Annotated in this window: 24 protein-coding genes and 1 pseudogene; 20 read left to right on the top strand and 5 right to left on the bottom strand. The window is 63.2% G+C overall.

Annotated features, from left to right (window positions below; all coding sequences use genetic code 11):
- Positions 1-128: pseudogene (locus AC1DW2_RS41180) on the bottom strand (IS110 family transposase); the annotation flags it as partial.
- 413 nt (positions 129-541) lie between these two features.
- On the opposite strand from AC1DW2_RS41180, the gene AC1DW2_RS41185 reads away from it, so the two are divergent.
- Positions 542-925 (top strand): hypothetical protein, encoded by a 384-nt coding sequence (locus AC1DW2_RS41185; protein ID WP_441267946.1) that lies wholly within the window; start codon positions 542-544, stop codon positions 923-925.
- Positions 926-1,259: 334 nt separating this feature from the next.
- A complete protein-coding gene (locus tag AC1DW2_RS41190) occupies positions 1,260-2,939 on the top strand; it encodes an arylsulfatase (protein WP_441268828.1) in 1,680 nt (559 codons plus the stop codon).
- Positions 2,940-3,225: 286 nt separating this feature from the next.
- Here the strand turns inward: AC1DW2_RS41190 and AC1DW2_RS41195 are convergent, their stop codons facing one another.
- From AC1DW2_RS41195 to AC1DW2_RS41205, 3 genes are all read right to left on the bottom strand, one after another.
- A complete protein-coding gene (locus AC1DW2_RS41195; protein ID WP_441267945.1) occupies positions 3,226-3,459 on the bottom strand; it encodes an RHS repeat domain-containing protein in 234 nt (77 codons plus the stop codon).
- A gap of 1 nt (position 3,460) precedes the next feature.
- Positions 3,461-3,814: a DUF6876 family protein gene (locus tag AC1DW2_RS41200; RefSeq protein ID WP_477008922.1), complete on the bottom strand. Its 354-nt coding sequence runs from the start codon at positions 3,812-3,814 to the stop codon at positions 3,461-3,463.
- An 81-nt stretch (positions 3,815-3,895) separates the two neighbouring features.
- Positions 3,896-4,402 (bottom strand): hypothetical protein, encoded by a 507-nt coding sequence (locus tag AC1DW2_RS41205; protein WP_477008923.1) that lies wholly within the window; start codon positions 4,400-4,402, stop codon positions 3,896-3,898.
- A 107-nt stretch (positions 4,403-4,509) separates the two neighbouring features.
- On the opposite strand from AC1DW2_RS41205, the gene folE reads away from it, so the two are divergent.
- From folE to AC1DW2_RS41280, 15 genes are read left to right on the top strand one after another with little or no spacing between them, the layout of a single operon-like run.
- Complete coding sequence (folE, locus tag AC1DW2_RS41210; RefSeq protein ID WP_477008924.1) at positions 4,510-5,223, top strand: GTP cyclohydrolase I; 714 nt, start codon at positions 4,510-4,512, stop codon at positions 5,221-5,223.
- Entirely contained in the window at positions 5,214-5,633 is a 420-nt protein-coding gene (locus AC1DW2_RS41215; protein ID WP_477008925.1) for a 6-pyruvoyl trahydropterin synthase family protein, read from the top strand. Before folE ends, AC1DW2_RS41215 begins: the two co-directional genes overlap by 10 nt.
- Entirely contained in the window at positions 5,609-6,286 is a 678-nt protein-coding gene (queE, locus tag AC1DW2_RS41220) for a 7-carboxy-7-deazaguanine synthase QueE (protein ID WP_477008926.1), read from the top strand. The genes AC1DW2_RS41215 and queE overlap by 25 nt, the downstream gene beginning before the upstream one ends.
- Complete coding sequence (locus AC1DW2_RS41225; RefSeq protein WP_477008927.1) at positions 6,283-6,870, top strand: hypothetical protein; 588 nt, start codon at positions 6,283-6,285, stop codon at positions 6,868-6,870. Before queE ends, AC1DW2_RS41225 begins: the two co-directional genes overlap by 4 nt.
- A 7-nt stretch (positions 6,871-6,877) precedes the next feature.
- Positions 6,878-8,746 carry a terminase gpA endonuclease subunit gene (locus AC1DW2_RS41230; RefSeq protein ID WP_477008928.1) on the top strand — a complete coding sequence of 623 codons (1,869 nt, stop codon included), beginning with the start codon at positions 6,878-6,880 and terminating at the stop codon, positions 8,744-8,746.
- A 12-nt stretch (positions 8,747-8,758) separates the two neighbouring features.
- The gene (locus AC1DW2_RS41235; protein ID WP_477008929.1) at positions 8,759-9,070 is read left to right on the top strand and encodes a phage head-tail joining protein; all 312 of its coding nucleotides are present in this window, start codon (positions 8,759-8,761) and stop codon (positions 9,068-9,070) included.
- A gap of 1 nt (position 9,071) precedes the next feature.
- Positions 9,072-10,649, top strand: coding sequence for a phage portal protein (locus tag AC1DW2_RS41240; protein ID WP_477008930.1), 1,578 nt, complete (start codon positions 9,072-9,074; stop codon positions 10,647-10,649).
- Positions 10,650-10,660: 11 nt separating this feature from the next.
- Positions 10,661-11,692, top strand: coding sequence for a head maturation protease, ClpP-related (locus tag AC1DW2_RS41245; RefSeq protein WP_477008931.1), 1,032 nt, complete (start codon positions 10,661-10,663; stop codon positions 11,690-11,692).
- A gap of 29 nt (positions 11,693-11,721) precedes the next feature.
- The gene (locus AC1DW2_RS41250) at positions 11,722-12,387 is read left to right on the top strand and encodes a head decoration protein (RefSeq protein ID WP_477008932.1); all 666 of its coding nucleotides are present in this window, start codon (positions 11,722-11,724) and stop codon (positions 12,385-12,387) included.
- A 54-nt stretch (positions 12,388-12,441) separates the two neighbouring features.
- Entirely contained in the window at positions 12,442-13,473 is a 1,032-nt protein-coding gene (locus AC1DW2_RS41255) for a major capsid protein (protein WP_354076458.1), read from the top strand.
- A 54-nt stretch (positions 13,474-13,527) separates the two neighbouring features.
- On the top strand, positions 13,528-13,884 hold the full coding sequence (locus AC1DW2_RS41260; protein ID WP_477008933.1) for a head-tail joining protein: 357 nt from the start codon (positions 13,528-13,530) through the stop codon (positions 13,882-13,884).
- The gene (locus AC1DW2_RS41265) at positions 13,881-14,447 is read left to right on the top strand and encodes a hypothetical protein (protein ID WP_477008934.1); all 567 of its coding nucleotides are present in this window, start codon (positions 13,881-13,883) and stop codon (positions 14,445-14,447) included. Before AC1DW2_RS41260 ends, AC1DW2_RS41265 begins: the two co-directional genes overlap by 4 nt.
- Before the next feature lie 47 nt (positions 14,448-14,494).
- Positions 14,495-16,045 (top strand): phage tail sheath subtilisin-like domain-containing protein, encoded by a 1,551-nt coding sequence (locus AC1DW2_RS41270; RefSeq protein ID WP_477008935.1) that lies wholly within the window; start codon positions 14,495-14,497, stop codon positions 16,043-16,045.
- 11 nt (positions 16,046-16,056) lie between these two features.
- Positions 16,057-16,638, top strand: coding sequence for a hypothetical protein (locus tag AC1DW2_RS41275; protein WP_477008936.1), 582 nt, complete (start codon positions 16,057-16,059; stop codon positions 16,636-16,638).
- Positions 16,635-17,195, top strand: a complete 561-nt coding sequence (locus tag AC1DW2_RS41280; protein WP_477008937.1) for a hypothetical protein — start codon at positions 16,635-16,637, stop codon at positions 17,193-17,195. The genes AC1DW2_RS41275 and AC1DW2_RS41280 overlap by 4 nt, the downstream gene beginning before the upstream one ends.
- Before the next feature lie 5 nt (positions 17,196-17,200).
- Here AC1DW2_RS41280 and AC1DW2_RS41285 read toward each other — a convergent pair whose 3' ends face one another.
- Positions 17,201-17,377 (bottom strand): hypothetical protein, encoded by a 177-nt coding sequence (locus AC1DW2_RS41285; protein ID WP_477008938.1) that lies wholly within the window; start codon positions 17,375-17,377, stop codon positions 17,201-17,203.
- Between the two features lie 191 nt (positions 17,378-17,568).
- On the opposite strand from AC1DW2_RS41285, the gene AC1DW2_RS41290 reads away from it, so the two are divergent.
- From AC1DW2_RS41290 to AC1DW2_RS41300, 3 genes are all read left to right on the top strand, one after another.
- A complete protein-coding gene (locus AC1DW2_RS41290; protein ID WP_085401657.1) occupies positions 17,569-17,934 on the top strand; it encodes a phage tail tube protein in 366 nt (121 codons plus the stop codon).
- Between the two features lie 14 nt (positions 17,935-17,948).
- Positions 17,949-18,320: a phage tail assembly protein gene (locus AC1DW2_RS41295; protein WP_477008939.1), complete on the top strand. Its 372-nt coding sequence runs from the start codon at positions 17,949-17,951 to the stop codon at positions 18,318-18,320.
- 147 nt (positions 18,321-18,467) lie between these two features.
- A partial coding sequence (locus AC1DW2_RS41300; RefSeq protein WP_477008940.1) for a hypothetical protein occupies positions 18,468-19,807 on the top strand: 1,340 nt, incomplete at its 3' end.

The raw sequence follows: 19,807 nt of genomic DNA on the forward strand, positions 1-19,807 counted from the left end.
TCAAAAAACTCAACTAAGGCGTCGGGTTCGCTTGCGACCTTCGCTTCCTTCAGGATCTTACCCTGGGCGTCCACAACACACACGCTCGACAGTTCCAATGACACGTCGATTCCGGCATAATTCTCCACGGCTGTCCTCCGTCTCCAGATGCTTGGGGCCGACTCAAGTCGTGACCCCGTTTCATCATCTATCGGGGGACAGCCACCATCATGACCCCTTGCTCCGGAGCCGGGCCCATTACCGCATCTAGGCCTCACCGCGTCGGAACTCACCACGGCCTGGCCGCTCAATTCGTGCGACAGCTCGACATGGCTCGCCGCTGTTCGCTGGGGACGGCACTTCGCCACGGTCGCCAACAAGCGATGCTGGCATGTCGGCTCCGGCTTCAACTATCAGCCCAGCGAGCCTATCAGCGCGCCCATGGGCCACGAGGCGGCGCGCACCATGTGCGGCTATGAAGCCCACTTCGTCACTCGCACCATGCGGCAGATGATCGAAGAAATCCGACAGGCGCTCGGTGCTGATCCGACGGGAGCATTCCATGAGTGAAGCAACGATCTTTGTCCGGTTCACCTTCGCGGGCTTTCATCGCTGGGCTGGCGCGCCCCCCGGTCGAGCCTATCTCGCTGACCGGCATCGCCATCTATTCCACGTCGAGGTGCGCATGCAGGTAGCTCACGACGATCGCGAGGTCGAATTCCACGATCTGCAGGACCAGGCGCGCACCATCTTCGAGGGCTTCAGCGTCAATGGAGATTTTGGTTCGCATTCGTGCGAGATGCTGGGCTGTGAGCTCGGCAGCGCGCTCGTCGAGAACTATCAACGGCCGGTCACCGTCATCGTCTCGGAAGACGGCGAGTGCGGCGCTCAGGTCGAGGCCGCACCCGCACGAGCAACAGAAACGGAAGCACACGAGCAAGAATAAGCTGCGCAAGCAGTGCAGGGCCTATCGCCCGCGGCGCTCAATTCCCTCGGCGGGCCCGACCCCTTGATCTAGATCAATGGGATCTAGACCGCTTTGTGCCGGTCTCTCACCGAGCACTCGCCGTGCCCATGTGGCACGGCGAGTGCTTCACGGTTCTGAGCAAGCTTCACATGCATTTGGCGCGGGCGCCTTTAACGCCCGCGAAAAAGGAGGTGACGTCATGTTTTACTGCACACGCAAAGATGCAAAATCGGGCATCCCAAACCTGCTGCGCAACGTTGCGGCAGGTTGGCACAAACGATCCTGCGCCGCGCTTCTCGGCGCCACGACACTGATGTCGGCGTCGCTATCCGGACCGGCGGTAGCGCAAACACCGCAAAAACCAAACATTCTCTTCATCATGGGCGACGACATCGGATGGATGCAGCCGCGCATCTACCATCAAGGGCTGATGGTCGGCGAGACGCCCAACATCGACCGCATCGGACAAGAGGGCGCCAAGTTCATGACCTACTACGCCGAGCAGAGCTGCACGGCAGGGCGCAATGCCTTCTTCACCGGCATGAACCCGCTGCGCACGGGCATGATCCCGCCGCAGCTGCCGGGAAGTCCGACCTACCTCAAGCCGGGCACGCCGACGCTCGCGTGGTTCCTGCGCGACCTCGGCTACAACACCGGCGAGTTCGGCAAAAATCACTTGGGCGACCACACCGATGCGTTGCCGACCGCCCATGGCTTCCACGAGTTCTGGGGCTATCTATACCACCTGGATGCGATGCAGGGCGTGAGCTTCCCGGACATTAACAAGACCCCGACCCAGCAGACCGTCGCCCCACCCTGCAGGAACACACCGATCCCGGGTCTTGCGGAAGTGCCCGGCGCGGTGGATCCGAAGATGGTGACGAAGACAAAGACCTGCCTGACGCCGCCCCGTCCGGTCATCTGGTGCAAGTCCTCCGACGGCACGGCGAAGAACCAGACCTGCCAGGACCAGGGCCCGCTGACCCTGGAGCGTTCGAAGGGGGTGGACGAGGAAATTTCGGCCAAGGTCATCGACTTCCTTGACCGCAACGATCCCAAGAAGACCAACAAGCCGTTCTTCGTCTGGTACAACCCGGCGCGCATGCACGTCACGACCGTGCTCAACGACAAGTACATGGCCATGGTCGGCGAGCCCGGCGGCAAGGACTGGGGCGTCAACGAAGCCGGCATGAAGCAGATGGACGACAATATCGGCTACGTGCTGCAGAAGCTGCAGGAGATGGGCCAGCTCGACAACACGATCATCGTGTTCACGACCGACAACGGAGCCGAGACCTTCACCTTCCCCGACGGCGGCGTCACGCCGTTCAAGGGCTCAAAGATGAACACCTGGGAAGGCGGCATGCGCGCGCCGTGCGTCATCCGCTGGCCGGGCGTCATCAAGCCGGGTACGGTGAAGGACGAGATCTTCGCCTCGCTCGACTGGCTGCCCACGCTCGTCGACATCGCCGGCGGCCCCAAGGGCGACGGCCTCAAGGCGCAAATCGAGGCCGGCAGCTACCCGGGCATCGTCAAGACCACGCTCGACGGCTTCAATCAGCGCGACTATCTGGAGGGAAAGACCGAGAAGTCCGCGCGCGAGGTCTTCTTCTACTATTCCAGCAGCCATCCGTCGGCGGTGCGCTACAAGAATTGGAAGATGTATTTCGCGATCGCGCCCGAAACCGCGACGGGGTTCGTGAACCCGGGAGTTCAGACGATGTTCGCAGCCGGCATGGTAAACCTCAAGCGCGATCCATTCGAGATGGGGTGGGGTGATGAGAAAAAGGCTGCTTTCTGGTTCAGCGGCGCGCTCGCCGCGCCGGCCACGGCCTACATATACGACTGGAACCTATTGCCCATCGGCCAGGCGCTGTGGCTCGCGGAGCTTGAGACCTACAAGACGTTCCCGCCAATGCAGGATCCGGCAAGCTATAACCTGGATCAGGTCATGGAACAGCTCAAGAAGGGTCAGGGGCACCCGAGCCAGTAGGGTAGCCGACCGCGCGTAACACGACTACGCGAGGCGCCCCTATGGGGGCGCCCGCACGCGACAGGTGAAGCGTTGGTCCGGATGTGGCCTCGGAGTTTTCACACAGCCTCGGCCCAAAGCGGACCATGCAGATCGCCGCATAGAATGTCCGCTTTTGGGGGCGAGGCGGACGTGTCGAACATGCCCAAGATGCGCTTAAAGCGTGTAGCGATAGACGTTTACGCGCGGCGCCCCGCTCATGCTAGCGCCCCTGCAGTGCCCGTGCCGCATTGGTCGGGATTTCAAGTTATTTGCTTATGGCGCCGGTGCGGCGACCGGCGGCGTCGTAGATCGTGGTGGTGTTGCCGCTGATGGATGACCGTGCAGTCACCCGGCCAGCGGCATCGTAGATCGTGGTGGTGCCCTGGCTGTCGGTGACGGCGCGGCCAGCATTGCGCCCGGCGGCGTCGTAGAGCTGCCGTTGCTGTGCCACCGCCGCACCCGAAACCAGCAGCACGGCGGCGATAACGATCCATTTCATCTTAGTGCTCGCTCGGCAGTAGGATCACATTACCCTCGACCCATAGCTCGATTTCATCGAGCGGGAAGTCGGTGAAGTCGATCACCTCCGAATAGACGATGTTGTGGTTGCCATCGTCACAGGTCAGCACGGCGGTCCGATCCTTGACCTTCAGTTTCCACGATTGGAACTCCTCGGCTCTGACCTTCGGTTCGAGCTGCAACGTGGCGACCTTATCGACCAGCCAATATGCGCCGTCGGTCTCGGCGAGATATTGCACGCCTTCGGTGTAGGTCATGCTGCGCATAAGGCTGTGGCGGAACACCTGCTCGCTGCCGGTGAACCGCCTGAGATCGGCGTGAGTTAGTTTCGACATTTGCGAATTTCCTTTTCAGTCGTTGTAGATGCGAAGGGTGATGCAGCCGTTGGCTTGGCTGTCCCTGCAGAATTTGTTTGCTTACTTCGCGGTCAAGAAGTAGGTCACCGCGCGACCGTCGCGCTCGACCTTCAGCTTGTAGCCAAAGCGGTCAGCGACGCCGGTCTTCTTCGGATTAGAGAAGAACCACTTCCACGGTGCACCCTTCCACTTGGAATGCTCATTGAGCTGGGCGGGCGTGACGCCACTCGCGCGCAGTGCTAGCTTCACAAGCTCAGCGGTCATCCCGCTGGGCTTGTCGCTGTCGCGCTTGGTCGCGGCGGCCTTCTTCTTCTTCTTAGCGGGCGCTGCCGTGGCCTTCTTCGCTGGCTTCGTTTTCTTCTTCGCCGCCGCCTTCTTCACAACCTTGGCCTTCGGCGGCTTCACGGTCGCGAGCACCTTGTCGGTGACTGCGTGTCGGATGGTCACCGGCTTGCCGGTTGCCTTCGCTTCCTTATCGGCGGCGGCGCGTGCTTCCGTGCCGGGGACCAGGGCGTCGCCATTTTCGCTGGTGACGGAGACGGGCTCTTTGCTGGTTTCGAAGTTCATTGGTCAGTCCTTTTTTCGGATTATCCGGGCGGGCGGAATTGCTCGCCTGCCGGGAAACTAGACGGCTCTGCAACCACAGACAACGATGAAAAATGCGGGCTAGTCCATTGAAATATAAGCAGAAACTGGCTGCGCTGACCCCTAAGCCGGGCGAGACCGTCCGAAATCGGCTCAAATCAGCGGGCCGGACCTATCTGGCCAACGACAATATTTCCGACGCCCTGCTGCCCGGCGATCTCGCCGCCATCGAGGGCGAGGTCGAGCGCTGCGCTGGTGCGATGCTCGACGCTCTGGTGATCGACACCGAGAACGATCACAACACGCGCGGCACCGCGAAGCGGCTCGCAAAAATGTTCGTGCATGAGGTGTTTGCTGGGCGCTATCTGCCGCCGCCGACGTGCACCGACTTTCCGAACGTCAGATCGATGGACGAGATTTACGTTGTCGGCCCGATCACCGTTCGATCAGCGTGCTCGCATCACCTCTGCCCGATCGAGGGTGAGGTCTGGTTCGGCGTCATTCCAGGCGAGCGCGTCATCGGCATCTCGAAATTCTCTCGCATCGCCAACTGGATTTTGTCCCGCCCTCAGATACAGGAAGAGGCGATCATGCAGCTCGCCGACGAGGTCGAGCGCATCATCGCGCCGCGTGGTCTTGCGGTGGTGCTCAGCGCACGCCACTCTTGCATGACATGGCGCGGCGTGAAGGAAGACGGCACCACTATGACGACATCGGTGATGCGCGGCATATTCCGCGACGGTCCCGCCGCCCGCGCCGAGGTGCTGTCGCTCATCCAAGCAAAGGGCTTCCGATGCCAGTAATCCGCGCCACCCGGTATCACGACATCTCATGCGGACACCGCGTCGTTGACCACGAGGGCAAGTGCCAGTTTCTACATGGCCATAACTATCGCGTGCACTTCCACTGCGAGGCCGATGCCCTCGATCACCTGGGTCGCATCATCGACTTCGGCGTCATCAAGTCCACCCTCTGCCAGTGGCTCGAAGATAACTGGGACCATCGCATGGTGCTCTGGCATCGCGACCCGCTCCTGCCCGCACTGCTGGTTATCGATCCGTCGATCGTCACCGTCCCGTTCAACCCGACCGCCGAGAACATCGCGGCGCATCTCCTCACCGTCGTCGGCCCCGAGGTGTTGCCCCCGACCGTCCGCTTGGTCCGCGTCGTTGTCGATGAGACCCGCAAATGCTCATGCGAAGCAGCGATCTGATGCTACCGGTCAACGAGCTGTTCGAGACCGTCCAGGGCGAGGCGACGTTCACCGGCATGCCCTCGACCTTTGTCCGGCTACAGGGCTGTGATGTCGGCTGCCCCTGGTGCGATACCAAATACACCTGGGAACTGAACCACACGCCGCCCGATCCGCTCGCCGTCATCCTGGGGAAGGTCGAGCCAAGCCCGAGCTTTGCCGCCGTGTCGATCGATGAGCTGGTGCAGACCCTGTCGCAATCGCAATCCCGGCATCTGGTCCTGACCGGCGGCGAACCGTGCATGTATGACCTCACCGAGTTGTCGGGCCGCATGATCGCCGACGGCTGGACCGTGCAGGTCGAGACCAGCGGCACCGAGCCGATCCGCATCGATCCCCGCGCCTGGGTCACCGTCTCGCCTAAGCTCAACATGCCCGGCGGCAAGACCTTCCGCGCCGAGGCGTGGCAGCGCGCCAACGAAATCAAGATGCCGATCGGCAAGAAAGCCGACGTCGAGGAGCTGCTCGCCCTGGTCCGCGCGCATGGTCCGGCGCTGGTCTGGCTCCAGCCGCTATCAATGAGCAAGAAAGCCACGGAGCTTTGCATGGAGGCGGCCCGCCAGAACCGGTGGCGCATTAGCGTTCAGACCCACAAATTCCTGGGCGTGCGGTGAGCAACGAAGAAGACATCGGCGACGACCAGCCGCCCGCGGGCGATCGGTTCGTCTCTGTCACAGAGTTCGCGGCATTTGCTGACTACACGGCAACCTATATTCGCCAGCTCCAGCGTGAAGGCTCGTTGCCTCGCGGCGGGCGCGGAATGATCCCGTTCATCGCAGGCGTCCGCGCTCTGATCCGCTTTCTGCGTGACAGCGAGCGTCGCAGCAGCAAGAGTGCCGCCGACGGCCGGGTGCGCGATGCCCGCGCTCGCGAAATCGAATTACGAAATTTGGAGAACGAAAAGCGGCTGGTCGAGATCGAGGACGTGAATGGCCTCGTCGATGAGATGGTCGGCAGCTTCCGTTCCGAATTGGCAGGATTGGCGGCCCGCGTCACGCGCGACCTCAGCTTCCGCCGAACGATAGATCAGGCGCTAAATGACATCCTCCATCGCCTTGCGGATGCTTTCAACGAAAAGGCAAACCTTCTGGGCGCGCGCAGCGCTGCTGCTGGTCCCGTCCAAGGAAGTGACCCCGGACGTTTGGGCAGCGGAGAACCGCATTTATCCGCGCACGGCGGCAATACCGGGACCGCGTGATCCTTTATTGACGCCCTATATCGTCATGCCGTCGAGCCTCATCGCGTCGGCCGAATACAAGCGCATCGTGCTCGCTTTCGGAGCGCAGACCGGCAAGACCGAAATGATACTCGACGTCGTCGGGCAGCGCCTCGACCAGCGCCCGGCCCCGATCCTGTATGTCGGGCCAAACAAGCAATTCCTGAGCGAGCAGTTCGAGCCCCGCGTCATGGCGCTACTCGACGAGGCGCCCACGCTCACCGCGAAGGTCGCGCGCGGCAAGCGCATGACCAAAACGCGCAAGGTCGTCGGGGGCGTCCCGTTTCGATTAGCGCATGCCGGGTCCTCGACCGCGTTGAAATCCGATCCCGCCGCACTCGCGCTCGTCGATGAGTACGACGAGATGAGGAACAACGTGAACCACCAGGGCGGCCCGCTCGGACTGGTCGAGCGACGCGGCGACACCTATGCAGACTTCGTCTGTGTCGTCACCTCGACGCCGAAGCGCGGCAGGTTGGCCACGGTCAAGGACGAGACCAGCGGCCTGTTTTTCTGGGAGGTCGCGGTGGCCGAGGACATCGAAAGCCCCATCTGGCAGCTCTGGCAACAGGGCACCCGGCATCACTGGTGCTGGCCGTGCCCGCATTGCGACGAATACTTTGTGCCGCGCTTCGACCTGTTGCGCTTCCCGCTCAAGGCCACGCCGCTTGAAGCCGCGCGCGAGACCTTCCTCGAATGCCCCCGCTGCCATGGCGTCATCGAGGACCACCACAAGACCGAGATGAACGCGCGTGGTCGCTATGTCGCGCCTGGGCAGACCATCGACAAGGGCGGCAACGTCCACGGCGCGCCGCCTGACACCATGGCGGCTTCGTTCTGGGTCAGTGGGCTGGCGTCGCCGTTCGTCAGCTTCGGCGAGCGCGTCGCGGTGCTAGTCGAGGCGCAGCAGAGCGGCGACCCCGCCATGGTGCAGCAGGCGATCAACGCAGGCTTCGGCGAGCTGTACTCACCCGGCGGCGGCGAGGTGCCCGAATGGATGGAAATCAAGACCAAGTCGCAGCAGGCCACCTACGAACGTGGCGAGGTGCCCGACGATGTGCTCTATCTGACCCTCACGTGCGATGTGCAGCGGCAGTCGATCCCGTGGGTGATCCGCGGCTGGGGCGCACGCGCGACATCGTGGCTGATCAATTACGGCTATCTCCGTGGCGACACTTCCGAAGAGGAAATCTGGACCGCGCTCGGGGATCTGGTGTCGCAGCCGATCGACGGATTGCCGATCCGGCTCACCTTCGTGGACAGCGGCTTCCGACCCGGTAAGACCGACACGCTGCCGCTCAACCGGGTCTACGAATTCTGCCGCCGCTTCATGCGCCGGGTCCGGCCGACCAAGGGCAGCAGCTCGCCGATGCGCACGCCGCTGATCTTTTCCAAGCTCGAGGTCAGCCGCAAGGACGGGCGCGCGGCCAAGTACGGCCTGGAGCTGGTCCGCCTGGACACCGATCACTGGAAAAGCTGGGTGCATGAGCGGCTGCGCTGGCCCGAGGGTCACATCGGCGGCTGGCATGTGTTCAAGAATGTCGATGACGATTACTGCCACCAGCTCGTCAGCGAAGCCCGACTTAAGCAGCCGACCGGCAGGGTCGAATGGGTGCAGCGCTCACGCGACAACCATTTCTTTGATTGCGAGGCGATGCAGGCGGCGGCGGGCTACCTGCTCAACGTGCAGCGCATCCCATTGCAAAAAAGTCATGACAGGAATAAGGATGGCGTTGGCACGCAGCCGGAAACCCCATCCGAGGTAGAGAGCGCTCGCGAAGCGCCACCCGTTCCTCCCGCAATATTGCGCGGTCGCAGGATCAGGCGCATCGTCAGATCGAGCTATCTCGGAGCCTAGTGGCTCCGTGCCGTGTCAGCAGACCAACCCCGTGCAGAGTTGTCGAGCGCGCAGCAGCTTGCGCTGGCGCGCGCGCTCGATCCGCGCCGCCGCCAAGCCAAGGCCACGCCGGAAGAGATCGTCTCGCAGATCACCGCGCTGAAGACGCTCATCGTCTCCGGCGTCAACAGCGCCGCCTATGGCGACAAGCGCACCGAATTCCGCACCCTGGCCGAGCTGCGGCAAATCCTCTCCGGCCTCGAAGAAGACCTTGCCGATGCCTTGGGCATGGGCGGGCGCATTCGCCAGATCAGGATGACCACTCAAGCCGACAAGGGGCTGTGAGATGGGCACCCTGCGCGACATCCTGTCGGAAGGAATTCTGGGCCGATTGATCCCGAGCACCAGCAAGCGCGCCAGCAATTACTATGACGGCGGCGCCCAGCGGCGCCGACTGAAGAGCTGGCAGCCGACGCAGTACACCACCAACACGATCCTGTCCTGGACCGGCGCCCTGCTGCGGGCTCGCGCGCGCGATGCACTGCGCAACAACCCGCACGCCAACGCGGCCTGCGAGAGCTTCGTCGCCAACCTGATCGGCACCGGCATCAAGCCGTCCTCGCTCCTGACCGAGAACGCCGAGCTGCGCGACACCATCATGCAGCTCTGGCTCGACTGGACCGACGACGCCGATGCCGATGGGCTGGCCGATCTGTACGGCATGCAGACGATTGTCGCGCGCGCCCTGTTCGAAGCTGGCGAGTGCTTCATCCGCTTCCGCAGCCGCCGGATCGAGGACGGCTACGCCGTGCCGCTCCAGTTGCAACTGCTCGAAAGCGAGATGTGCCCGTACTGGCTGAACATGCAGGCGCCCAACGGCAACTGGATCATGAACGGCATCGAGCTGGACCTGTTGGGCAAGCGCGCCGCCTACTGGTTCTATCCGGTCCATCCCGGCGACGCGCCGATCGAGATCACCGGCTCGCTGCAGCCGGTGCGCGTCCCGGCATCCGACGTGCTGCACGTCTTCAAGTGCACCCGGCCAGGCCAGATGCGCGGCGTCCCGCTGATCACGCCCGCGCTCGTGCGGATGTTCCTGCTCGACCAGTACGACGACGCCGAGCTGGAGCGGAAGCGCATCTCCGCGATGTTCGCGGGCTTCATCACCACGCCGACGCCGGAGGACGTGATCCCGATCGACGGCACCGACACCAGCGCACCGCAGGACAACATCGGGCTGAGCGGACTTGAACCTGGGACCATGCAAACGTTGCTGCCCGGCGAAGACATCAAGTTTTCCGAGCCCGCCGATGTCGGCGGCGCTTACGAGGCGTACCAGTATCGCCAGCAGCTCGCGTTGTTCGGCGGGCTTGGCATGCCCTATTCGGTCTGCACCAGCGACCTGCGGCGCGCGAACTATTCGTCGCTGCGCGGTTCGATCGTCGAGTTCAGGCGCAAGCTGGAGCAATTCCAGCACAACATCATCGTCTATCAGATGTGCATGCCGATCTGGCGGCGCTGGCTCGACACCGCTGTGCTGGCCCAGGCGATCCCGCTCGACGCCTCAACCTATCTAGCGGATCAGGCCGAGTATCAGCGCGCGAAATGGATACCGCAGCGCAATGACTGGGTCGATCCGCTGAAGGACCGGCAGGCCGAAAAACTCGCAGTCGATGCGGGCTTCAAGAGCCGCAGCGACGTGGTCGAAGCCGAAGGCAACGACCCGGAGGAAAACGACCGGCGCATTGCTGCAGACAAGGCGCGCGAGGAAAGCCTCGATCTGATTTTCCCGGTGGTCTACGCGGCGGCTACCCAGCCCGGCGATCAGGTAGGAGCGGATCAGGCCGCGCAAGACGCCGCGGACGCCGCCGATCAAGCAGCACAGGAACAAGCCGACGAGGCCGCAGCCTCCGACGCGGCATGAAGGAGCACGCCATGCGCCAGTGGTTCACGATGAAGGCCGAGGACAAGACCGCCGAGATCGTCATCTACGACGAGATCGGCAAATCGTGGTGGGGCGAAGACACCGTCAGCGCCAAGCAGTTTCTGGACGACCTGACCGCGCTGGGCGATGTCGATGCGATCACGCTTCGGATTAATTCGCCCGGCGGCGACGTGTTTGATGGTGTCGCCATCCACAACGCGCTGAAGAACCACAAAGCCACGGTCACCGCGCAAGTGGACGGTATTGCCGCGTCAGCCGCCTCGTTCATCGCCATGGCTGCCGACAAGATCGTGATGCCGAGCAATTCGTTCCTGCTGATCCATGGCGCATCCGGCATCTCGCTGGGAAACGCCGACGACATGCGCGCAATGGCCGACGATCTGGACCGCATCGACAAGTCGCTGACCGCGACCTACGTGGCGCGCGCCAAATCAACAACGGCCAAAGTCAAGGCGCTGATGAAAGAGGACCGGCTGATGGATGCAGCCGAAGCGAAGGACTGGGGCTTCGCCGACGAAGTCACCTCGGAGAAAAAGATGGCCGCGAAGTTCTCGCTGCGGCTTCTGCCCAGGGCCGCAGCCGATCGCTTCCGCGCCGAGACGGGGACCGAACCGGGTGAACCGCCTTCACCTGCCGACCCCGAGGTGCCGGAGGTGCCGCCCGCATCTCCGGCACCGCCCAAGGAAGAGCCTCCGGCCGAGCCGCCGCCCGCAGAGACCGAGCCATCGCCTGCCGCGTCGTCGGCGAAGGTGATCACGCTCGATGCCGCGAAGAAGCAAGGCATCGAAGAGCATCGCGCGTATGTCGCCAGCGTCACCGACCTCTGCACGCTGGCGTCAACGCCGGAGCGCGTCGGCGGGTACGTGCGCGCGAATACGCCGATCGAGCAGGTCCGCAAGGAATTGCTGGAGGTGCGCGCGGCAGAAACGGTGATGCCGCATCACCCCCTGGTGCCGCCAGCGGCTCCGGCGACGGCGTGGAACAAGATCACCGACAAGATCAACGCGCGCTTCAAGAAGTAACGCAACCCAGAGAGAGGGAGTTTTCCGCCATGACCGACAACGACACCAAGAATTCCGAGCACGAGCGCGAGCGCAGGACGCCGAAGGCTGCCGCTACTGCCCAGCCGCATGCGGCGGATGCTGCGACTAAGAAACTCGACGAGGGTCGCGCTGCTGTGCATGAGCGCGAACAGAAGGCCCGCGATGATGAGTTCAAGGCCAACGAGGCACGCATCGCAGCGGAGCGCGAAGCCGAAGCGGAGCGGCAGAAGGAAGCCGAGCGCCGCGCCAAGCTCAGCCCGGAAGAACTCGCCGCAGAGGTCAGCCCGTTCGCCGCGACCGTACCGCACTTCACGGTCCTGAACGAACCGCACCACAGCGCGGAGTTCATCCTGTCGGAGGCGAACGGGCAGCGCTCGCGCGGGGCTGGTTACTTCGCTGACCCGACGACCGTCTATGTCGGCATGCCCGCGAAGAAGACGGCGGCTGCAACGGCAACGCAACCGGCGACCTACGTCCCGGCGGCGGTTGGCGCCGACTGCGAAGCTCTCTGCATCTATGCGGGCGGCACGATCCCCGGCGAAGGTCTCCGTGTCGCGCTGATCGTCGCCGATGCGGAGGTGAACAAGAACCTGATTTCCTGGGGCGCGATCACCGCACCAGAGCAGGTCATCGGCATGCAGACGCTCGCGACCAAAGGCATCATCGCGCGCTAGTCGGGCGATCCCATCAACCGCTCGCCGATAGGCGGCTAAACAAGGAACACGGATATGCTTGACGTATTTCGCGGCGATGCCTTCGGCGTGGTGCCGCTTACAATCGCCATCAATAATCTGAAATTCATCCCCGGCTACATCAGCAGCAAGGGACTGTTCACCGAGACAAGCGTGGCGACGACCGCCATCGCCATCGAGGAGAAGAACAACGTCCTGTCGCTGGTCGCACCGACGCCGCGCGGCGCACCGGGCGTGACGATTGCGAAGCCCCGGCGCGCGATGCGCATGCTGGGCGTGCCGCACTTCGAAATCAACGACGCCATCATGGCTGAGGAAGTGCAAGGCGTGCGCCCGTTCGGCGAGGAGACCGGGACCGAAAGCGTGATGACCAAGGTTGCCGAGCGGATGCAGACTGCAGGCCAGTCGCTGGAGTACACGAAGGAGCACGCCCGCGTCGGCGCGATCAAGGGCATCATCACCTACGCTGACGGCCAGCAACTCAACCTCTTCACCGAGTACAGTCTCACCCCGCCTGTGGCGATCAACTTCGTCTTCAGCGCCAACCCGGCAACGGGCGCGGTCAGGCAGCAGTGCGCGGCACTGATCCGCACCATCGCCGCGAACCTCGACGGCCAGTCTTTCTCGGGCGTTGAGGCGATCTGCGGCGATGCGTTCTTCGACGCGCTGATTATGTCGCCGGAGGTCCGTGCGACCTATCTGCAGACGCAGGACGCCGCCGAGTTGCGCAACCAGTACATCAGCGCAGCCGGGCTCTCATGGGGATCGTTCGTGTTCGGCGGCATCCTGTGGACGAACTATCGCGGTTATGCGTCGGTCGCAGGTGCAGCGTCGGCTCCGATGGTCGAAACCAATCAGGCGTACTTCTATCCGACCGGCGTGCCGAACCTGTTCCCCACGGTGTTCGCGCCTGCCGACTACATCGAGACCGTGAACACGATGGGCAAGGAGCGCTACGTCAAGCAGTACGCGATGCCGAACGACAAGGGCGTGCATCTCGACACGCAGATGAACGCGCTCAACTTCTGTTCGCGTCCGTTGGCGTTGCAGAAGGGCACGTTCAGCTAAGGACTTTGGCGCGGCGTCTGTTGCGCCGCGCGTCATCTTCGAAAGCGGCTCACAATGATCGACTTCGACGCGCTGGTGCTCAAGCGAGCAGGCATGATCTTTGAGATCGAGATCAGCGTCACCCCGCTGGTGACGCAGCCGGGCGTGCCTGCCTATCCGGCGCATGGCGTCTACAGCAAGCGCGACCTCGACGTTGAGATGCAAGACGGCACGATCTTTTCCGATCATGAGGTATCGCTTGGCATTCGCCTCTGGGACTTCTATCCGGCTCCGCCGGACCAGGGCGACCTGATCACCATCACCGACATCCGGCATCCGGCCTGCGGACAGCAGTATTGGGTCGGCGACAGCGACGAGGACGGGCAAGGCGGCGCGACGCTGCTGCTCCGGACAAAGGAGCCGCCGTCGTGATCGTCCATCGGAAAGCCGTCGATTTTCAGAGCAAGGCGATGGAGCTGCTGAAGCTTGGCTTCGGTGCGCGTTTCAAGTCCTATCGCAGCACCCCGGCCCTTCAGGTGCAGCCCGGCGACCTGCCGATCCTTGGTGTCTACATTCTGCGTGAGAGACACCTGCCACTGGGGTCGTACAACCATGCGCACCCGAAATTCCAGACCGAGTTGACGCTAGGCTTGTCGGGCGGCGTTCACGTCGAGACCGACAAGCAGGATCAGATCAACGATCTTGAACTGTGGATGGCCGAAGCGCTCCAAGTCCTGCTGTGCAATCCAAAATTCCTGAACCTTGGCGAGGGCATCACGACGATGGACCGCGTGGGCCAGTACGCCAAGGTCGGCGAGACAACGCTGTACGAAATCAGGGTCGAGCTGGCGACGACCTACGCGACGGACTACCCGCCGGTCATCGAGGACGACCTTGAGGTTATCCACGTCACCACGCAATTCCCCGACAAGGAGCATGTCGATAGCGGCACGCCGCAGATCGAGCGCGTCTACGACATCGAGACGACACCCTAAAGCGGGCGCCGCCCGCATCACCGCTGGCTGAGAAGGAGACCGCGCCGATGCCCGTGTCATTCAATTCAATTCCGCAAAACTGGCGGATGCCGCTGTATTGGGTCGAGGTGGACCCGAGCATGGCCGGTTATCCGCGCTCGCGGCTGACCTCGCTGCTGATCGGCACCATGTCGGCAGACGGCACGGCGATCCCTGATGTGCCGATCCCGGTGCCGTCGCAGGCCGATGCCCGCAAGCTGTTCGGCTACGGCTCAATGCTCGACGGCATGGTCGAAATGTTCATGAAGAACAACTACGCGCAGGAGCTGTGGGTGGCTCCCATTGCCGAGGCGGCGGCAGGTGTCGCAGCCACCGGCACCATCACCGTCACCACTGCATCGACTTCCGCAGGCACGCTGCCGGTCTATGTCGCAGGCCGCCGCGTGCAGGTGTTCGTTGCTGCCGCTGAAGCCGTCGATGCCGTCGCGACCAAGATCGCCGATGCCATCAACGCCGATCTGTCGATGCCGGTGGAAGCCGTCGCCGCAGCCGGGGTGGTGACGCTGACCTGCAAGTGGAAGGGCGTCGAGGGCAACGACATCGACGTGCGCATGGCCTATGGCGGCCTGCTCGCGGCAGAACAGGTGCCGGTCGGCCTGGTCATCACGTTGGCCGGGAATAAGCTGACCGGCGGCACGGGCTCGCCCGACATCTCGCAGGCGATCACGAACCTTGGCGACGAAATCTATGAGTACGTCGCCACCGGCTTCATCGACAGCACCTCGCTGGCGCTGCTGGAAGCCGAGTACGGCTTCGGCGACAACGGGCGCTGGGGCTGGATGCGTCAGCTCTACGGTCACGTCTTCGCGGCGAAGATGGGTGCCGCCGATGTTGACGATCAGACCGGCTACAGCGATCTGCTGGAGTACGGGCCGACCAACAACTCGGGCGTCCTGTCGATCATGGGCGTCGAGGGCAACTCGCCGACGCCGACATGGTGCTGGGCTTCGGCCTACACCGCGAAGGCCGCCCGCGCCCTGCTCAACGACCCGGCGCGTCCGCTTCAGACGCTGCCGATGGAGGGCTGTCTGCCCGCGCCGAAGCACCAGCGCTTCACCATGAAGCAGTGCAACGACCTGTCCGGCGTTGGCATCGCAACGCAGGGCGTCAACGCAGACGGCATCCCGGCGATCAAGCGGGAAAGCACGACCTACCAGAAGAACCTGTACGGTCAGGGCGACGACGCCTACGAGCTGGTGCCGACGCTCGCCACGCTGGCGGCGCTGTTCCGCAGGCAGCGCCATGCCATCACCTCGAAATATCCGAGGCACAAGCTGGCCGATGACGGCACCCGGTTCGGAGCCGGTCAGGCCATCGTGACGCCGAAGGTGATCAAGGCAGAGCTGATCGCGCAGTACCGCGCTGATGAGTTCATCGGGCTGGTCGAGAATGCGGTGGCGTTCAAACAGAACCTGATCGTGGAGCGCGCGCCCGACGATCCGAACCGCATCAACGTGCTGTACCCGCCGGACCTGATCAACCAGCTCCGCATCTTCGCCGTGCTGGCGCAATTCCGCCTTCAATACAATAGAGGGATCGACACTGCGATTGCGATCTAGGAGCCTCCTGAATGTACGGCAAGATCAACAAGCCGTTCTGGGATGACAGGCCCGTTGCCGTGATCGGCGGCGGGCCATCGCTCCTCGACCTCAACTATGAGGAGCTGCGTGGCGCCCACGTGCTCGCAGTCAAGACTTCGATCTTCGACATCCCCTGGGCCGACGCGGCCTTCGGTCTCGACTTCAACGGGAGCCAAGACAAGCTCGCCAGCGTGCAGAGCCGGGTCTATCTCGCCGTGCGGGAGGATCAGCTCGCGGGCGCCGGGCCGCCATCGAAGAACATCACCTATCTGAAGCGGCTTGACGGTCAAGGGCTGTCCGACGATCCGGGCGTGATCTATGGCGGCGGCTGCAGCGACTTCGGCGCGATGCAAATCTGCATCCACAAGCGCGCCAAGCAGATCGTGCTGTTCGGCTTCGACTACGAGGCGCGCTGGTCTGCATGGGCTGAACACTTCCGCGTCTATGTGCCGTACCTCGCCGCGCACGGCATCAATGTCGTCAACGCCAGCCCATCCTCCGCGATCGGGTGTTTCCAGAAGGTCGCGCTGCGGGACGGCATTGCGATCTGTGCCAACGGCAAGGGCTTATGACCGAGCTGATCATCGCCTGCATTCGCACCGGGGCGCGCGTCCCGTTCGATCGCGTCACCACGCTGCGCAACGCCGTCGCCCGTAACCTTGACCGGCCCTACACGATGGTCTGCCTGACCGACCAGCCGGAGCGTTGCACGGGCGTGGCCTTCGTGGACGTCAGTGCCATGAGGCTCACCGGCTGGTGGACCAGGATGGCGCTGTTCGAACCGCAGTGGCGCGCGGGCGCCAAGGTGGTCTCTCTCGCGTTCGACGCCGCCATCATCGGCGACATCGCACCGTTGACCGACGTGCCCGGCGAGTTCGCGATCTGCCATAGCGAGACGCCGGACGGCGGGTACAATCCCAACGTGATGGTTCTCGGCAGCCTGTTGGGAAACTTCGTCTGGCACGGGTTCGAGCGGCGGCGGGATCTGATGCTTATCGATCACGCACGCTTCGGCCCATCGTCCTGCATCGAGGAGCTGTATCCGTCCGCGCCTTCGCTACAGCGGCTGCTGCCGCCGGATTTTTTCGAGAAGCATCTTCGATGGAGCCACCGCCTAATCCGAAGCTAGGCCCTTTAGATGGTTCCTTCCGTCTTCGCGATGATGGCGAGGCTCTCCAGTTGGTTCGCCAGCGCTGTCCAGCTACGTGAAATACCCATCAGCACGGTCGTTCGGCGAGCTGAATTTTTCGGATCAGCTCCGAGCATCTTGTGGTGCGCAGCATAGGCTCTGCATTGTTCGACCGACGGCATTTTGTCCCTTCCGGCGGGCTTAAAACGCTAGCCGTGTGAGGACGACGCCCCACGCCATCTTTGGTTCCTGGCTATTTTGTCGCGCGCTCGGACCCGGCCCGCTAGGTTGTTTCCTAACGTTCTGAGCGTTCCGCACCGGACCGCGTAGTGACTTCTCTAGCGCATCGTTCATCTCGACGCAGGAGAGGACCATGCCGCAAGGACCGATTGCAGGTACGGCGTATCTGAAAGTTAACGGGGACCAGTATCCGCTCAAGGGAAACCTGACCGTCTCGTCCTCGCCGATGGAGCGCACCGGCATCGCTGGTCAGGACTACGTGCACGGCTATCAGGAGCTGCCGCGCGTCCCCTACATCGAGGGCGACATCTCGACGCTGCCGGAAATCTCGACCGAGTTCATCGAGAGCATCATCGACGCCACCATCCAGGCCGACCTGATCAACGGCAAGACCTACGTGCTGCGCAACGCTTGGCACAAGGGTCCGGTCGAGATCAACACGCACGATGGTCAGTTCAGGGTCCGCTTCGAAGGCGTGTCCTGCGACGAAATCAGCTAACAGGAGCGGAAGCGATGGCGGGCGAGAACGCGGCGCGTAGGCCAGAGGTGGTGCAGACGGAAGCGGCTCCCGTCAAGGAGCGGCCGAAGGAAGTCGTGATCAAGCTGGCGGTGCCAGTGCAGGCGCATGGCGAAACGCTCAACGAGATGAAGTTTCGTCGGCCGACCGGCAAGGACATCATGGCAATCGGCGACGACTATCCGATCCACATCGACTGGTCCACGGGACAGGTTCGCCCGAACCCGCCAGCGATGGGACAGATGATGTCACTGCTCGCGGCGGTGCCGCCTTCGACAATCGCATCAATGGACGCGGAGGATTGGTCAACCTGCGCGCACGCGCTGATGGGTTTTTTCCCTCCGGGCGCACAGGCGATGCAGTTTTAGCCTGCTATCGTTTGGCGAAAGCTTACGGGCTTAATCCGGGTGAAACTCTGGCGATGACGCTGGAGGATGTTCATCAGCACCTGATGTGGACCGAACGATTGCTGGAGGTCGCACAACCGAAGCGACCTCAACAATGAGACGGTAGCCATGGTCGATGATGTCCTGAGGATGCGGGCGACGGTGGTCAGCGAACAAGCGCTGGCCGAGCTACGCAAGATCGGGCGCGAGATCGGCATTGTCGGCCAGCGCGGTGCGCCCGGCATTAAGACCATCAACACCGAATTCGCTCGGCTGGGGACCACGGTCAAGTCCGTGGGCCGCGAGCTGTCGCAGGCGATCCCGGCACTCGGCGGCTTCGGGCTGGGCGCGGCTGGCGTGGGCCTCGCAATGGGGCAACTGCATCGCACGATGGGCGAAGCAGCCAAGCGCGTTGTCGAACTGAAATATGCGTCCCGCGAATTGGGGATGAGTGAACGCGATCTGCGCGCATGGGGGACCGCAGCAGAGAAGGTTGGCATCAACGCGCAAGCCATGATGTCCGGCATGGAGGCGTTCAAGAAGACGACCGATGGCCTGAAGTACAACGTCGGCGGCGCGCGTGACGAACTGTATTCGATGGGCGCTGGCCCCATCGTGCAGCGCCTGCAGGCGGCGACCACGCAAGCTGAGATGATGAAGGTCGCCTTCGACTTCAAGGAGCAATTGCAGAAGGCCGATCCGTCCGGCTTCAAGGCGCGGATGTTCTTCGACCAGATCGGTCTCGGTGCCGACAAAGCGCGACTGAGCTATGAGCAGTTCGCGCAGGCGCAGAGCCAGGTGCGCGAGCGCACTGCGGAGGAAATCGCCGCCGCCGAACATTACGCCTCTGCCCTGGTCGATCTGGGCGAGAAGTGGGAGAACCTGAAGATCAAGGCGGGAACGTCGATCTTTCCGACGTTGACGCGCGACCTTGAAGACCTCGACAAACTGATCGGGTATCTCGACCGGCTCGACAGGTGGGTCGAAGGCTGGACTGGCAAGGGCGCTGAAGGCAGCGACCTGATGGGTCGGCTGGCAACCAAGCTGAACCCTTTCCTGCCAGAAGCGCCGTCCTCGCCGATTGGCGGCAACCGCAGCGGCGCGGCGGTGCCGGGCGCACTCGACTTCAACCAGCGCTTCCCGAGCGCGAATGAGTTCGGTTCGCCGAATGGCCTGCGCCAGAACCAGCAAATGCTGCGCCAGCGCGGCAATTCGCTCTATCGGCCATCGGCATTCAGCGACGGTTTCGGCGGCGGCAGCGAACTGTCCGAAGGCTCCCGCATGGTCAAGGACGGCGTGTTTGCCGCCTTGGTCGAATTCCAGAGCTATGTGCAGACCGGCGGCGCACCGGCTGGCGGCGGCTTCACGCCAGCAACGTTCGGCGGCAGCGAAGGCGCGGCGTCGGCGCGTGCTGGCGGCGGTGCCGCATCGTTTGGCGGTGGCGGCTACACCAACCTGACGCCTGGCGC

Source organism: Bradyrhizobium sp. P3_C3 (genome assembly GCF_056402655.1).